Origin of the sequence: Parasphingorhabdus sp., assembly GCF_039977335.1 — a bacterium.
Taxonomy (GTDB): Bacteria; Pseudomonadota; Alphaproteobacteria; order Sphingomonadales; family Sphingomonadaceae; genus Parasphingorhabdus.
Genome location: NZ_JBDWDI010000004.1, coordinates 1259007 through 1274752, shown reverse-complemented (window position 1 = coordinate 1274752; position 15746 = coordinate 1259007). Strand labels below are relative to the sequence as shown.

At 50.9% G+C, this 15746-nt stretch carries 12 protein-coding genes; 3 read left to right on the top strand and 9 right to left on the bottom strand.

Features of this window, described 5'->3' with window-relative positions; translation table 11 throughout:
* Window positions 1-14: 14 nt before the first annotated feature.
* The 9 genes from ABJM21_RS13425 to ABJM21_RS13385 form a co-directional block, all read right to left on the bottom strand.
* The gene (locus ABJM21_RS13425) at window positions 15-1529 is read right to left on the bottom strand and encodes an aldehyde dehydrogenase family protein (RefSeq protein WP_348300507.1); all 1515 of its coding nucleotides are present in this window, start codon (window positions 1527-1529) and stop codon (window positions 15-17) included.
* 63 nt (window positions 1530-1592) lie between these two features.
* Window positions 1593-2618, bottom strand: a complete 1026-nt coding sequence (locus ABJM21_RS13420) for a DUF1838 family protein (RefSeq protein ID WP_348300506.1) — start codon at window positions 2616-2618, stop codon at window positions 1593-1595.
* A 141-nt stretch (window positions 2619-2759) separates the two neighbouring features.
* Window positions 2760-4070, bottom strand: a complete 1311-nt coding sequence (locus ABJM21_RS13415) for a M24 family metallopeptidase (RefSeq protein WP_348300505.1) — start codon at window positions 4068-4070, stop codon at window positions 2760-2762.
* 145 nt (window positions 4071-4215) lie between these two features.
* Window positions 4216-6549 (bottom strand): TonB-dependent receptor, encoded by a 2334-nt coding sequence (locus ABJM21_RS13410; RefSeq protein ID WP_348300504.1) that lies wholly within the window; start codon window positions 6547-6549, stop codon window positions 4216-4218.
* A gap of 170 nt (window positions 6550-6719) precedes the next feature.
* Window positions 6720-7913: a serine hydrolase gene (locus ABJM21_RS13405; RefSeq protein ID WP_348300503.1), complete on the bottom strand. Its 1194-nt coding sequence runs from the start codon at window positions 7911-7913 to the stop codon at window positions 6720-6722.
* A 7-nt stretch (window positions 7914-7920) separates the two neighbouring features.
* Window positions 7921-8958 carry a hypothetical protein gene (locus tag ABJM21_RS13400; RefSeq protein ID WP_348300502.1) on the bottom strand — a complete coding sequence of 346 codons (1038 nt, stop codon included), beginning with the start codon at window positions 8956-8958 and terminating at the stop codon, window positions 7921-7923.
* Window positions 8915-10111 (bottom strand): class I SAM-dependent methyltransferase, encoded by a 1197-nt coding sequence (locus tag ABJM21_RS13395; RefSeq protein ID WP_348300501.1) that lies wholly within the window; start codon window positions 10109-10111, stop codon window positions 8915-8917. Before ABJM21_RS13395 ends, ABJM21_RS13400 begins: the two co-directional genes overlap by 44 nt.
* Window positions 10108-11343, bottom strand: coding sequence for an MFS transporter (locus ABJM21_RS13390; RefSeq protein WP_348300500.1), 1236 nt, complete (start codon window positions 11341-11343; stop codon window positions 10108-10110). The genes ABJM21_RS13395 and ABJM21_RS13390 overlap by 4 nt, the downstream gene beginning before the upstream one ends.
* Entirely contained in the window at window positions 11340-12602 is a 1263-nt protein-coding gene (locus tag ABJM21_RS13385) for a hypothetical protein (RefSeq protein ID WP_348300499.1), read from the bottom strand. The genes ABJM21_RS13390 and ABJM21_RS13385 overlap by 4 nt, the downstream gene beginning before the upstream one ends.
* 186 nt (window positions 12603-12788) lie before the next feature.
* On the opposite strand from ABJM21_RS13385, the gene ABJM21_RS13380 reads away from it, so the two are divergent.
* The 3 genes from ABJM21_RS13380 to ABJM21_RS13370 are packed head-to-tail and all read left to right on the top strand — an operon-like array spanning window position 12789 to window position 15642.
* The gene (locus ABJM21_RS13380) at window positions 12789-13982 is read left to right on the top strand and encodes a class I SAM-dependent methyltransferase (RefSeq protein WP_348300498.1); all 1194 of its coding nucleotides are present in this window, start codon (window positions 12789-12791) and stop codon (window positions 13980-13982) included.
* On the top strand, window positions 13982-14356 hold the full coding sequence (locus ABJM21_RS13375; RefSeq protein ID WP_348300497.1) for a hypothetical protein: 375 nt from the start codon (window positions 13982-13984) through the stop codon (window positions 14354-14356). The genes ABJM21_RS13380 and ABJM21_RS13375 overlap by 1 nt, the downstream gene beginning before the upstream one ends.
* Window positions 14357-14409: 53 nt before the next feature.
* On the top strand, window positions 14410-15642 hold the full coding sequence (locus tag ABJM21_RS13370; RefSeq protein WP_348300496.1) for a serine hydrolase domain-containing protein: 1233 nt from the start codon (window positions 14410-14412) through the stop codon (window positions 15640-15642).
* Window positions 15643-15746 lie beyond the last annotated feature (104 nt).

Here is a 15746-nt window from a genome sequence, read left to right as displayed (position 1 = left end):
ATCGCTGGTTCGATTTAAACGATCGCGCAGACCGTCTTCAGATCAAGATAATTTTCCAGTGCCACCTGACCGCTGTCCCGACCGAAGCCGGATTGCTTCACTCCGCCAATGGGAAGCGAGGCATCATACATAGCATGGCTGTTAATCCAGACAGTTCCTGCCTTGATCCGACTTGCTAGTCGGGTCGCGCTGGACAAGCCTTCGGTCCAGATGCCCGCCGCCAGGCCATAGGGACTGTGATTGGCGAACGTGACCATTTCATCAAAATCATCATAAGGTGTGACTACCAGCACAGGTCCAAAGACTTCCTCCTGAACTATGGGCGAGTCTGACTTGGCATTGGCCACCACGGTGGGCGAAACGAAACTCTGGTTCACCCCGAATATCTCCCCGCCACATATGATTGAAGCGCCATCATTCTTGCTCTCTGACACATGGTCAGCCACTTTTGCTGCATGTTTGGCGGATACCAGTGGTCCCATCTGTGTTGCGGGATCCAAACCATGGCCCAATTTCATCTGAGCGGCGGTTTCGGCAACGCCCTCGACCACCTCATCATATATCGTGCGATGCGCGTAGAGGCGTGACCCTGCGATGCAAACTTGACCGCCATTGAAAAAAATGGCGTTCGCTGCACCAGGAATGGCAGCACTCAAATCCGCATCTGGCATGATGATAACCGGCGACTTTCCGCCCAGTTCCAAAGTGACCCGCTTCAAATTGCCCTTGGAAGCTTCAAGAATTTTCCGGCCAGTAGCGGTAGATCCGGTGAAGGTAATTTTGTCGACATCCCGATGAGCCGCCAAGGCAGCGCCGGCCTCATTGCCATAACCGGTAACCAGATTGACCACGCCATTGGGCAATCCCGCTTCCTGCATTAGCTGGAGCAACCGTATGGCCGTCAGCGAGGTGTCTTCGGACGGCTTGAGCACAATCGTGCAGCCAGCCGCTAGGGCCGGAGCAAGCTTCATTGCCGTCAATACCAGTGGTGAATTCCAGGGAACAATTGCCCCAACAACGCCGACAGGGACTTTTTGCGTATAGGCAAAAACCTCTTTACCTTCGGGCTGATAGTTTATCGATGTCGGGATGGTAGATCCTTCAATCTTGGTTGCCATGCCCGCAAAATAGCGAAACTGATTGATCGCACCGGGTATTTCCGCCCACCGACCAACATAAAGCGCCTTGCCTTGATCAAGCGATTCCAGCTCGGCCAGTTCGTCGATATTGGTTTCCATGATATCGGCAATACGCCACAATAGCTGACTGCGCTCCATCGGTGTCATGGCATGCCATGGACCGGCTTCAAAGGCGTTCCGGGCCGCACTGACGGCTACGTCGATATCTGCTATATCGCCACGGGCAACATGCCCGATTACTTCGCCGGTTGCCGGATCACATGTTTCGAATGTTTCTCCGCTGGCGCTTTCGACCCATTGGCCGTCCAACAACAATTTGTGCGTTTCCGCTGCAAGAAAGGCTTCTGTTTCCTGACCGACAGGTCCGCGAGTGCAATTGATATCGGTCATAGGCTATTTTCTATCCGTAAATCTCAAAACTGGCCAGACTGCAAAACCTCAACTGCTCGTCGCTCAGAATTTCGGTGGTTTTGCCTTTGCCACCGGAATAACGCCATCCGCTGGGAGAGGTGCTGGTTTTTGCTCGCGCGCATACCATTCGAGCGAAGATAGTGATGGTTCCTCCCAAGTTTCCGGTGCTTCGAGATATTTGGGATAATTTTTGGCTGTATATTCAACGATTTTCGGATCGGCGAGATCCAGCGTATCTCCGGAACCCATGAAGCAAGTATATACACAGTGGCCTTCGGAAGGCCCCATCAGCATCCATGGCAACCATGGTGTGATCCTATTCCAGGTACCGCGTGTTTCTATCGCGGTGAGATCGGGATTTTGCATTTCGTCCCAGTCAATCTGGTAGAGAAAAATTTCGGAAACCTGATTAAACTTGCCCCCACTCTCACGCGGCCATTTTTCAGGTTGGAGGGCAGCAGGATAGAAGAGGTTAATCCGGCTCGCCAGATTGAGCGATTTGCCCTTCCGCTGCCAATCCATGAGAAAAGGAATTTTCGGCGGCGGCGCAGCGTTTAAGCCACCATAGGTCGGCGGTGCATAAAAATAGTCTGTAATAGTGTGGTTGAAGGGATCGTTAGCGATAGGAACAACTCGGACTTTTTCGTCGAGATAAGGGTTTTCCCATTCTTCCAGAACTTCGCCGGTTTTCAAATCGGTATAAAATCCCACTTCGCGTAACACTTTTCGATAGCCCGGATCTTCACCTTCAATCGTTGGCATGAGTTTGGCTACGGAAAATCCAGAAAAACCAACCAGATCACGGATTTTCTCGCCCGGTAGCACACCGTGGACCACACCAGAATACCATCCATATTTCGTGGATTGCATATCGGTATTGCCCATGATCCGCGCAAAGGCTTCCCGGTTTCCTGCCGTTGTTGTGAGGTCGAGATAGTCACCCGTCAGATTTCTGTCGACGCCGGCTAATGGTTTTTTCCCTTGTTTCTTTGCTGCGGCAGAACCTGTCCCAAATGCGAGACTGGCAGCTCCGGCCATTCCACCAACGATAAGATTTCTTCGATTCATAACGGGGGCTCCTTCATATCAAGATAGTCCTAACCCAAGCGTGATGCGTCGGTCTCATCGTAGCATGTTCTATCCGCAGATCGGATAATCTCTATTGTTAGCATAGCATCTAATTTTGATGTTCCGATGGCCTCCAATAGTTCACACAATAATGGTGGGATTGCTGACATCGTGAATGGGTATGCATCCATCCTTTGTGATCAGCGTCAAGTCTTCCAGATGTGCTGTCCCTTGGGTGGTCGCCTCCATTAGTGGGCAATCGACGCTGATGATCATGCCCGGTTCCAGCATTGTGTCGATTGGTGCGCCGTTTTGATCCACCATGGGTTGTTCGGTATGGGCCAGGCCAACGCAATGCGGATTAAATGGAACGTTGAGGCTTTGTCCCATCTTCGTGACGATATCGGTTCCAGTTGTTCTTATCTCAGAGAAGCGCATGCCCGGTTTTAGCTGCCCTCTCAGCTCGTTCCAGGCCAATCCAGTGGTCTTAACTTTCGTTGCCATAGGCTCCAACGGCTCTCCCATGAAAATTGTCCGGCCATAGTCACCGTGATAGCCCTGCAAGCTGCTGACGCAGTCGATGAGGATGCTGGTCCCGTCAACAAATTCCTCATCGTAGGCTTCGTCGATCGCACCGTTCACAACCATGAAACCCGGCAGGTTACCCAATCGCGAAACCTCGGCGTTGAAATAGTTCCTGACGTTTTTGATCGTGCCGAGTGTCCGGATTTGACGAGCGGTTTTTTGAGCCGCCGCAACATTCGCGCTCGAAGCCGCACTCATCAAGGCAATCTCCCAATCTGTCTTGATCAGACGAAGGCTCTTTATCACATATTCTGTGCGCTGAACCCTTGTGGTCTCGAATGTACTTTCGATTGTCATTCCCGCTTCCATGCAATCGAAGCCCAATTTGTACTGATCGATTCCCAGATTGTCGCACGCGGCGGTCACTGCTGACCGCGTTGACCCAAAAAATGGCCCTGCAGCCGATGTTGCTTGCCTTCGTCTCGCTTCGCGCAGGGGTAGCTGGTTATCCAGCGGATTGGCGAAATAGGAAGCGCCGGCAATTTCATCATCATTCTTGCCCGTCACAAGATAGGGCAGGACGCCATCCGACAAGCCGGGATCAACGGTTGTGAAGTAATAAGCAAATTGCGGCAAAACATAGATTATTGGAGATTTTTCATGCGCAGGAATAATCGCAAAGGCAGTGTCCGCAAAGCCGAGCCGGGTGGTCAATGGCCGATTGCCTGTTGCGTAGAAAATATTCTCCGGACGCCCGACTATGATCGCATCCAATCCGGCCTGCTTCAAAAGAAAGGAGGCGCGCGCACGGTCGATGCCAGGATTGGTTGTAGCAATTGTAACTGGTCGCTTTTCGTTGGCCCTGACCGGCATAGCCGCAGCGATGCCGCCGGTTGCGCTTATCGTTAGAAAAGTGCGTCTGTCCATTCGTCTGATCCTCAGTTAAAGGCTCATATCAGGTACTCGTTACCAGATTGTGCCCCACAGAATAACGGACGAATAGATAAATCTATCCGCCCGCTACTTTTCCCCCAACCGCGCATCGGCAGCACGAGCTGAAAGACGAAACCGATCAATAGTCAAACGTCAACGTAGCGCCCAACCTACGGCGATTGCCAACTGTCGGAACGTAATCTGTAAAGAACGGAGTGGCGATGAAGAAGGCGTTGGACACATATTTTTTGTCGAACAGGTTTTTACCCCAAACTGAAAGCGACCAATTGTCACTGCGTACACCCAGACGGCCGTTTACTAAAGTTCTGGGTTCTATTGTTGCAACATTGATCTCCGACACATATTGTTTCGACTGACCGGCGACATCGAGGCGACTGAAAAAGTCGATATCACTGGTAATACCGGTGTCGAAAGATGCGCCTACATTCCATTGCAATTTGGATGACCGCTGCAAGTCATTACCGCCAATTGATCCGTCTGTGGAGCAGACTGTACCGTCGCCGCACAAATTGGATCGCGTAATACGAGCTGAAATTACGTCATCATCATATGTTGCATCAATGTAGGCCAGACCGGCATTTACAACCAAACCGTCAATGACTTCGAAGGTACCTTCGACTTCAACGCCCTTCGAAGAAGCTCCACCAATACTCTGGACGATATTTGGGGAGAAAAATGTGGCTCCCTCAGCCGCAACCTGCAGCTGCAGGTTGCTCCAATCGATATAGAAGGCTGCCAGATTTAGTGTCCCGCGCCCACCCATAAAGCTGTTTTTCAGCCCTATTTCATAAGTCCAGTTGGTATCCGGGTCATAAAACCGTTCATCATCCAACAAATCTCCATTGGTGGAGTTGATGCCGCCCGATTTAACGCCTCTTGCAATCGAGACATAAACAAGATTGTCATCCGTGATCTTATAATCGATGCTGGCACGCGGTGTGAAATAGCTGTCCGAATATGTATAGGGTGAGTTTACGCTTAAATCAGTGAGTACTTTCTCTTCATCCGTGTAACGCCCCTCTACTTCGATCGTCAGCCGTTCGCCGAGCAGGGGTACCGCGACGCGACCGAAAATGGCTTTAGTGTCGGTTTCGGTAAAGGCCGAAAACGGCGTCGCTCCCGCTGGAATTGCTATGAGCGGCGTCAGGTCTCTAAATGGAACCAGACCACCGGTTCCTAACTCCAGATCTTCACCATTTTGAATGAAACCGCCGATCATTGCATAGATGCCGCTGTCACCCGAATATTGAAGGCGCAATTCGTGGGAATCATATTTGAAGTCGCCAACCGGGTTGAAGGTAAAAGCATTGCCGGTTGCCCCGCCAAACACCGTGGGCACCAGTGCATCTCGATCACTTCCACCAGCAGAGAACACGTCACCCTCGGAATGCCCGTACAAGTAGTTTGCACTAATCTGATCGGTCAGTTGCGCAGCCACATTTACACGGACCATACTGGATTCTGAATCAAGTCCATAAGTCCGTGGATCAATCACAAAACCTTCTGTACCGCTTGCACCTGCAATGGGTGTACTAGGAAGTTCACCGCAAAAAAGCTGATTGGAATCGGGGACACCAAACCCGCCAAACGCTCCGCCTAGGCTGCAATTAAAGTCACCCGCCCCCCTCGACAGACGATATTGCGCACGAGTTTCGGAGTCGGTTTTGAAGTTATAATAGTCGAAATCAATAGTCAGCGCATCAACCGGCTTCAAACTCGCACCGACCTGTACCATCGATTTTTCGAAACCGCCGATTTTTCCGCTTGTGCCAGGATCCAGACCGGCGTCGGCGTCGGGATGGTTATTTGTAAAATCACCGTCAAATTCTGAATAGCCCAGTGCAAGTCGCATCGACAGCACATCTTCAACTAGAGGCGCACTAATCTTTCCTGATAGGTCTAAGCCGCCATTCTCGGAAACTTCCAATTCAGCGCTAGCAGATATTTCCGTAAGACTGCGCGATGTCGATACATAATTGATCGCACCCATGAATGCATTTGCACCGTAAAGCGCACTCTGCGGGCCCTTCACGACTTCGATACGCTCGAGATTCATGGACCCGACATCAAAGGCATATCCGCGTGGAATGTAGATTCCATCGAGAAATACAGAAACATTCTGCTCCAAAGAAGTAATCGAAAACTGGGTCGCGCCGCGAATAGTCGGGGTACCAAAACCACCATTCGAGAAATCTTCAAAAACGAGGCCCGGGGTCTGCAATGCGACATCTTCCAGTTCAGAAATAGATCGGTTCTGCAATTCCTCGGCATTGAAAGCCGTTATTGCCCCAGGAATATCCTGAAGACGTTCCTCGACCTTCCGAGCGGTTACGATAATCATGTTAGATTCCGAAGCGCCTTCTTCTTCCTGTGCAAATGCAGACGCGGCGGTAGCAATAGTCAGTGCTGAAGTGGCGCTGGTCGCAATCAGTTTGATAGTTAAATTGTTCATCACAATCCCCCTTGTCGGTTTTTCGAGGCGCGGCAGATTTTTTGGTTTTTGGTTGTCTGGAGCGGCCATGATCCATTCAGTCTATCGGGGGAGTGAAATTCGAGCAGTTCAAAAACCAATCTATCCATCATGCGGATAAACCTTCCGGGTTATCGTTCGATATGTTTCTGCTAAATAGCCGCAAGGAGAAGGTTCACTATGATTGAATCATCATAAGTCATACTCGCCTCGCCAACCCTCACAATTGTAAGGTTTTCTGACGGAATTATGTAGACCCGCTGACCACCAAAGCCATCGAAGAAATAGACATCGGGCGCGAGATAGGCCTCAGAATGGGATACGCCAAACGAGCTCGCTGGATCATATTTCCTGACATTCTGCCATGCCTGGCCGCGCCAAATATGAAGCCCATAAGCCGGATTGGTATCGCTAGGCCTTAGCATTTCGCTGATCCAGTTTTGGGGAACGATCTGCTTGACACCAACCTTGCCCTGATTGCGGATGAGTTCGCCCAACCGCGCCCAATCTCTCGCACTTGCTTGCAGGCCAGAATAAAAATGCGGTGATCCGCCCTTCCGGTCAAGCCAAAGTGTCGCTTCACCATTGCCTAATGGACACCATAGATTTTCCTGCATGAACTTTGCAAAACTGCCATTGCCTTGGCGGCGTAGAGAGCGGTCGATCGCGGCTCCGATCAACTGACTATTCACATTATTATATTGAAAAACAGCGCCGGGTGTTCCTGACAAGGGATAGCCTAATGCAACGGCATTGATGTTTGTCGAGTATAGGAGCTTTTCGGTCTCTCCTCCAGGCACACCAAATGGGAAGCTTTGAAGCCCGCTGCTCATGGTCAACAATTGTCTAATTGTTATCCGCTCACGAGGATCATTGCGCCATTCGTCCAAGTAATTGCCAATGGGATCGTCGACATTTTTGATAACGCCTTTTTCCAAAGCGATCCCTACCATTAGGCTGGTGACTGATTTCATCATCGAAAAGCTCTCGGTTCGCGACCGTACCGAGACATTGTCGGCATAAGATTCGTAGATGAGAGCATCCTGGTGGATCACCATAAGGGCAAGACCGCTTTGTGAATCCGAATATGCTTGCGCTTGCTGGAGCGCAGATTGGAGTGTTGGGCTTTCGATAGTTCGGACCACCAATTCGTTTTTGCCTGAACAGCCCGGCAAAACTGCCGATGGCGTATAGAGATCAATATCAAGAATGGATGCTCCGGCCATGGCCGCTGCCTTGGCTGCAATGTCCCGCTCGGGAATGGGCTGGCTGGGCACATTCAAATTTGGACTGCAAGCGACAGTGCCGTTCAGCGCCAGTAGCATTAGATATCTCAGATAAATCATCGAACATTCAATCCTTTATCAATTTTTCTCCGGAAATGGGCTCATCCAATGCACATTGTAGTGGTTTATCCATTGCAGCATCCAGAAAGGAAATAGTCGTCGCAACTGAACGTTCAAAAAGCGCTTTGGATTTTTTGGGAGCAGGCTTCTCTCTACCAATCATCCCACCAAAATAATGATCGACTCCTTCACCTACCCATAGCCAACGCTGACCGGTTGGCGCGAAATCATAACTGTGTTTATGCTGTTTCCAGTCATCAATAAATCCAGGTAGAATATCGGCCGTGCCAGTTATCGTGAGACTGGGCACAAACATGCGTTCCCAACCATTTTTATCGATCAGATTCGGCGTGATACCGGGAGGCGACAAAGCGATCACAGCTTTCACAGATGGGTTGCGGTTTAGCGGCGTTGGCAAAATAGCCCGCGCTCCTGCAGCGATTTGTGCGATCAATGCGCCATAGCTGTGGCCCATTGCAGCGATGTGTTCATAATCCAATATGATGCCGTGTTTTGCCGTTATATGAGCCAGTTCGGAATTTGGGGAGATGATGAAGGACATATCTTCGCCCCGGCTTTCCCAGATTTCGGTTTGAGACGGTCTTTCCTTCCTGTCCCAGTCTTCCGAGTCCAGATGCCGTGGTGCAAGAACGATGTAACCCGCCGCAGCGACCGGCTTGAGCAATGCATAATATCGATTTGGGCTGGCAAAAGCACCATGCGAGAAAATGACCAGCGGATATTTCCCGGGGGCATCGGGATGAACCATCTCCAACGGCAGAGTTCTGCCGTTCATCGTTTCCATTGTGATTTTTTTGATCCGGACGGCAGACTTGGCCTCGCCATAGCAGTTCTGTGTCGCGCCGGACGTTTTACCAAATGCGCACGCCGGAAGTCCGATGACTACAAAGACCATCGCTAAAGTGAGAATAGTTTTGTGAAAATTAGTCGCCAAAGAGATGGTCTTGATGGAAGCCCGAAAACTGGATGCTTTCGGCACCTTACTTCCAGGCACCAAAAGCGTGCCAGGCAGCTGCGCGGCCATGATCCTCGGTCTCGCCTTCATCTGCAGTTGCCGGGAAAACCGACCGATCGACAACGGCTTTTACATGCGCCTCAAACAGCTTTTCACGATCAAATCCGGCCCCGACCATGACTGCATATAAATCGATTGCGTGCATGGATGACCAGAACGGTTCATTATTGTTGAACGCATCCCAGTCCCGGATGAATTGTTCATAGAGCGGCATGGCATCCGTATAAGCGGGTTGCTCCAGATGGAACATCAGTCCGCCATCACTCAGCACCCGATAACCTTCATTGATGATCTTCGGTAAAGCGGTTCCACTCGTTTCATGCAAGAACATGGTCGTTTGCACCCAGTCGAAATAGCCATCGGCCCAGCGCGAAAGATCTTCGGCATTGCTCTGGATGAACCGAATATTTTTCGCCCCCAGTGCTTGAGCCCTTGCATGCCCATAGCGCAAGACCGGAGCCGCCACATCGATGGCAACAATTTCGGTGTCGGGAAAGGCTAGCGCCAGTGGAACGATATTATGACCAACGGTAACTCCGATATCCAAAATACGCTTAGGCATCCAACCAGGACGTTGTTGGTGAATCCATTTCACCAGCGCTTGACCGCCGCCGTCCGATAGCGCGCCGATCCCGCCAGCGGTTGTAGCAAAGATGCCGCAGTCATAGTTGGCGGCTGCCGATATATCATTCTTGACTTCTTCGCCATGATAGCTGCCTGGCATGCAGTGGATATCGACGGCCGCTTGATAACGCGGGATTCTGACTGAGCTATCTAGTTCAAGACGATCACTTTCCCGGTTCAGCTCCTCGGTTTTGGCTTTCAGTTTATCAATCTGGCGCAGCACCAAAGCGCGACCATTCTGCTGACGCATCTCCATCGAATTGCGCTTCAACGCTGACCAGAGCTGGTGCCATGGATCCTGATTCATCGCCTTTCGAATCTCGAACCGGTCCTGCGGTTCGCGGCCATGTTCCGTGATGAATTTTGGCAGCACGCGATTGTCATAGGCGCGCTTGTTTCCAGGACCTAAGGCAGTCGCCATAAACCGATTGAAATTGGCCAGAAAGTTGAACCGAGCAACCTCGTCATGCTTTGGCTGTGGAAACACCTCATGCTGGGTGACCGCTGTGTAAGGCGGAGCTATATCTTCCCGTTTCATGCAAAAGCCTCCTTCTTTTGACCCAAGCTGGGATATCGGCCCAATGTCAAAAGCAGACTGCCCCCAATCGCAAACAACACCATCGCGACCATCAGCATATTGTCATAGCTGCCGGTCGTGTCTCTCGTATACCCATATAAAATGGGTGAGATGGACGAAAAAATCCCGAATGGCGCGTAGAGAAAACCATAGATCCGGCCATATGCCTTCATGCCAAAATAGCGGGCCGCGAGATAGGATATGACATCGGATTCTGCGCCTGCAGCAAACCCAAGCATGAATGCGGCTGCGTAGATCAGCGGTGCCGAAGTTGTGGTTCCAAGCAAAAGCCAGCATGCGATCACTGGAAGCAACAACACTGGAAATGCCACCCCGGGTGCCCAGAAGCGATCAAATAAAAGTCCCACTATTACTCGGCCGGTAAAGATACCGCTGGCGACGACTCCCATAACCATGGCTGCCTGTCCGGGGCTAAACCCATGTAGCTGGACCATCTGCGCCATGTGAATATGTGCCCCCCCATAGGCCAGAGCAATGGCAACGACCGAGAGAAATAGAGCCCAAAAACGGTAACCCCTGAAAACCTCGCCCAGCTTTAATCCTGCCAGTTCACCGCTGTCATCCCGTATCGATGCTGGACGTTCTTCGGGTCTCGGATCGCGGAATAGAAAATAGGCCAAAGGCAATCCGACAAACAGGGGCAACATGGCCATGACCGGGAATACGAAGCGCCAGTTGCTGGCCTCTATGACCGCATTAGCAATTTGTGGGACAATCAATCCGGCGATGCTGGTTCCAAGCAACAATATTCCAAGAGCCAATCCCTTATGCTCAAAGAACCACATGTTGATCGTGCGGCTCCATGTCACCGGTGTAGAACCAATGCCGACAATCCCGATCAGCGCCCACATGGCGTAGAAGCCCCAAATATTGGAAGGCGTAAAATAGAGTAATGAGAATGCAATGCCAAAACCGAATAACGAAAGCATTGCAATGGGCTTGACGCCGTATTTGTCGGCCAGAGCGCCTACGGCTGGAGCGAGTAAAGCCCCTAATATGCCATAAATCGTGATGCCGATGCTGATCTCGAGAAAGGACCAGCCCATGGCATAGTGAATTGGCCCCAAAACTATCGGCAGGACATTAAACGGTATCGGCGAAGCCCCGGTCGCGACACCGATCACTCCGGAAAAAAGCGGCTTCCAGCCTTTTGAAAACTCACCGCTGCTCATGATGCGGGAACGGTTTTGACGGCAGTGCCCATGGTTTCCTTTTTCAGGATATTGATCATTGCCTTGCGCCGTTCGGGATCCTGCTCATTTCCGGAAGAAACAACCATCGTGGTTCCTGGCGCGAACTTGTCCGGATTAGCAATCAGCTGATCCATTAACTCGTCGGTCCAGATCTCTCCAGCTTTGCCATGCGCAGCAAAATTTTTGGTATAAGTGAAATTGGGCACTTGCCCCACTGGTTGGCCGAAAATACCATAAAGATTAGGGCCCGCGAGATGCTTACCGCCCTTGTTCATCGTATGACAAAAGCCACACCATTTAAAATTTACTTTCCGCACGTCCCGTTCTAACGGCGTTTCCGGGGTGATGTTTACGGTGATAACAGGATCATCATGCGAGGTGACCCCTTCCGCTGCCTCAACACGTTCGCCAATCTGGATCGGACTCACACGGAAAAGAGCATAGGGACCGTAAAGGCCGGCTGCCATAAACAATACAACAAATAGCGGTGCCAATATCGCAGCTCTTGCGATGGGCACTTGTTCTCGGTCCGACATTCCCGGCCATCTTTTGAGCAGTTTGGCCAAGCCCCAAGCAGCCAGACAGATCGCCAGAAAAATACCGACCGCCCGGGGCCCCGGTTCTGGTCCGCTAAAGGTCGCAGATGCATAGATGGCCGACGCTGCGCCCAACAAGACATACAGACCGAAGCCAGGAACAAAAGCGGCGAACAATCCCTTGCCATAGCGGAATAGAAAATAGAGCGCCGTAAAAAGGCAGACGAGTTTCAGAACCAGTGAGGAGAAACCAATTCCCGAATGAAAATAACCTGTAAAGAGCCAAAGCGAGCGGTTTTCTTCTACCAGTGCCGGGAGAGGGGGTAACGGCCCAAAATGAATGGATAGACCATCAGCCCATCCGCTCAATGCACCTAAAAAAGGACCGATGACCAGAGCGGCAACACCGAACAACGACAGGTTGATGGACCAGCGATTGGCTAGCGGCGAAAGAGCCGGATTGACCGGTATTTTTCGCCGTTTCCACCATTTCAGAAAGACCAGCAGGCTCAAAATGCCAACAATAGTTCCAATGGAATAATGATAGCCCCGCATGGTTTCGCGAAACGGATCCGCCTTGTCTGTTCGCGGCAAAACCGTTGTCGTTATGGTCAGAACAAAAAAGGCGATCGCCCAGACATAGCCCAGCCAGTTGGAACGCTCGAGCCATTGCGCAAATTTGGAGCGGTCGGATTGTGGCATTGAGTTCCCTTTTTTTGCACAATCAAAACGCATGATAAATCGGCTGGGACCAACCACGCTGTCTCAAATATCCGCCTGTCGGATAGTCAAAATAGCTATGAGACGAATGGCCAAGCTGAGTCTATTATCATTCTCGACGGTAGCTTGTACATTTCCAGCAGATCAGAACAGCAAGAGGCGGCACTTATGCAACTTAATATATTTCAGCAACAGCCCCACGCAGTCCTCCCAATCGGCGACCATGACGACCGCGTGCGCCAGGAATTTAGCAAAAGTTTCCGACAATATATTCAGAACGAACTTCTGCCTGGACTGACGCCTGTTTTTGAAGGCCGCGCTTCAAGGAAATTTGAGAACGAAAATGGCCACCCGCCAGCTGACCGTCACGAGATCCGTAAGGCAATGGTTCCTGATATCTATTTCCAGACCTATGCATCTGCGACCCGCATCGCGCAGGAAATGCTCTGGGAGTCAGTCATCAAGCCATTGCAGAAAGAACTTCCAGAATTGACCGATAAAGCTGTTGCTCTTTCCGATCAATCAAACTCGCCGCTCGAAACTGATTCAGATTTTTCGGTCCCCCGCTACATCAGCGAGCTCGATATTCATTGCATGCCCGGCGGCTATGCAACGAGCCATGCCGAACATGATATTGCCGCAGGCGCGCTTTATGACCGCGGGGTCTATCTCTATTCCATGGGCTTTATGGGCCCCGATAATGACGATATGGGACAGTCGGTTTGCAACTATATCAAACGCAATCTTCCAGAATTTTCTCCACAATATATCCTGGATTTAGGCTGCACCATCGGCCACTCCACACTACCTTATAAAAAGGAGTTTCCGGACGCCGATGTGATTGGGATTGACGTTGCAGCCCCTTGCATCCGCTATGCCCATGCCCGCGCCGCTGCGATGGGTCATGATGTAGGGTTTCTGCAAAGAAACGCCGAAAATACAGGATTTGAAGATGGCAGCTTTGATCTGATTGTCAGTCATATCCTGCTGCACGAAACCAGTGGCAAGGCGATGCCGAAAATCTTTGAGGAAGGTTACCGGTTGCTGAAACCCGGGGGTTATATGATCCATGCCGATCTTCCGCCATTCGAAAAAATGGGACCGTTCATGCAGTTCATTCTGGATAACGAGACCTACTACAATAACGAACCCTTTTGGGGTGCGATGCGGACAATGGACCAGATCCAGCTAGCGATAGATGCCGGTTTCGATCCTGATTCCGTTCGGTTTGATACGGCCCCGATGGCGGTAATGGAATTATCCGCGGAGGACCAAGCTGAACTGGAAGACCGCGAATTTGTTGCGGGCGAATATGCTCCCGGTGGCGGTTGGGAAGTCTTGATTGCAAGAAAGGATCCTTGATGTCCGATAGTTTGCCGGAAGACAGTCCAGTTCCCGAACTCAAACGCCATGCAAAGGGCAAGCGTCCAGGATTTTATGAAACCGGAGGCATGGACGAGGCCATGTCAATGATCATGGTGCTGGCGAGTGAATTTTGCGTTTTGCGAGATCGGGTTGATACGATTGAACATATCGCCCGGATAAAGGGTGTCGATCTGGCTAAAGAAATAGAGAGTTTCGAACCTAATCTGCCTATCCTCGAAGAACGGGAGAAACGGCGCCAGGGGTTTTTGGAACGACTCTATTATGTGACACAGAAGAAAGCTGCCGAACAATCTAGCAACGATACCGAAGAACGTTACCACGAAGTGCTGAAAGATATTGCTGAAACCTAGCGGGTTGGATTGGCGAAGATACACTGAAATAAACAGCAAGTGAGGGCTATGTTATGGATCCGATGCGACGGTCAATTGGAATTGGATTTTCCGCGCTCACTGCGCTCCTGTTGACGGCGTGCCAGCATATTGGACAAACAACCGCTTCGACAAGCTGGCAAGACCGGCCCGCATCTGCAGAATCCGCTTATCTCGAGCGCTTTGCTGCCGTGGCAAAAGCGGGCGGCTATTTGTCTTATGACATATTGAAGCCGGTTCAGGGCGCGGACGCGCGCTTTATGACCAAATCGGACCAGGATAGTTCACCAATCTCCAAATCCGCGATTGAAAAAGTAATGAATTACGCGGGCGCTACCAATAGCTCTGCGTTGCTTATTTGGCATGATGGAGAGCTTGTTGCTGAACGCTATTTTGGCGATACCAAAGTTGACTCCGCGTTGGTATCGAAGTCGCTGGCAAAGCCGCTTTCGGCCATTGCTATTGGCCGAGCCATCAAAATGGGGGATATAGCAAGTCTCGACCAATCGGCATCAGATTTCATCACGGAATGGCGCGGCACTCCCAAAGCAAAAATGACTATCCGGCATGTTCTAGCCATGCAGACAGGATTCTTGGAACAGGCATTTGCGCCTGGACCAGATAATCATTGGGCACGCGCCTATATGGACCCTTACCACGAGCGTTATCTTATCCACGAATATCCGCTGACCGACGAACCGGGGTCAACCTATTCTTACAGTAATGCGGCAGCCGATCTTATCGCAATCATTATCGCTCGTGCAACGGAACAGAGCTATGATGAATTTATTGGAAAGCAGGTTCTGGCTCCGATCGGAGCAGTCGGTGGCACCATCTGGTTAAACCGGGCAAACGGGTTTCCCCACTCGGGTTGCTGTATCAATCTACCGGCTCAAAGTTGGTTGAAGCTTGCAATTTTACTGTCTGAAAATGGGCGCGTCGGAGCTGAACAAATATTACCTCAAAACTTTGTCGCCGAAATGCGCAAGCCATCCGTGCATAATCTCTATTACGGGTTGGGAGTCTGGCTGGGGCAGCCTTATGCCGAGCGACGGGGTTTTATGGGACCGAAATCCTCAGCACCAAAAGTTTTGCACAGCGCGCCCTATCTTGCAGATGATCTGTTTCTTTTCGATGGCAATGGCAATCAGGTCGCGTACATTATCCCATCCGAGAAAATGGTGATCCTCCGATTGGGCTCATCGCCGCCCAAATCGGTTGTGTGGGACAATAGTTTTCTCCCCAATACAATCTTGAGCGAGTTTTAGCTTGAAGTTTTCCTCCACGAGATAAAGCAAAGCCGGTGTGCGTTTTACGGCTTTGGTGAATGCTGGCTATTTGGCTGCTATAATTGAAACGGACCATTGGTTTT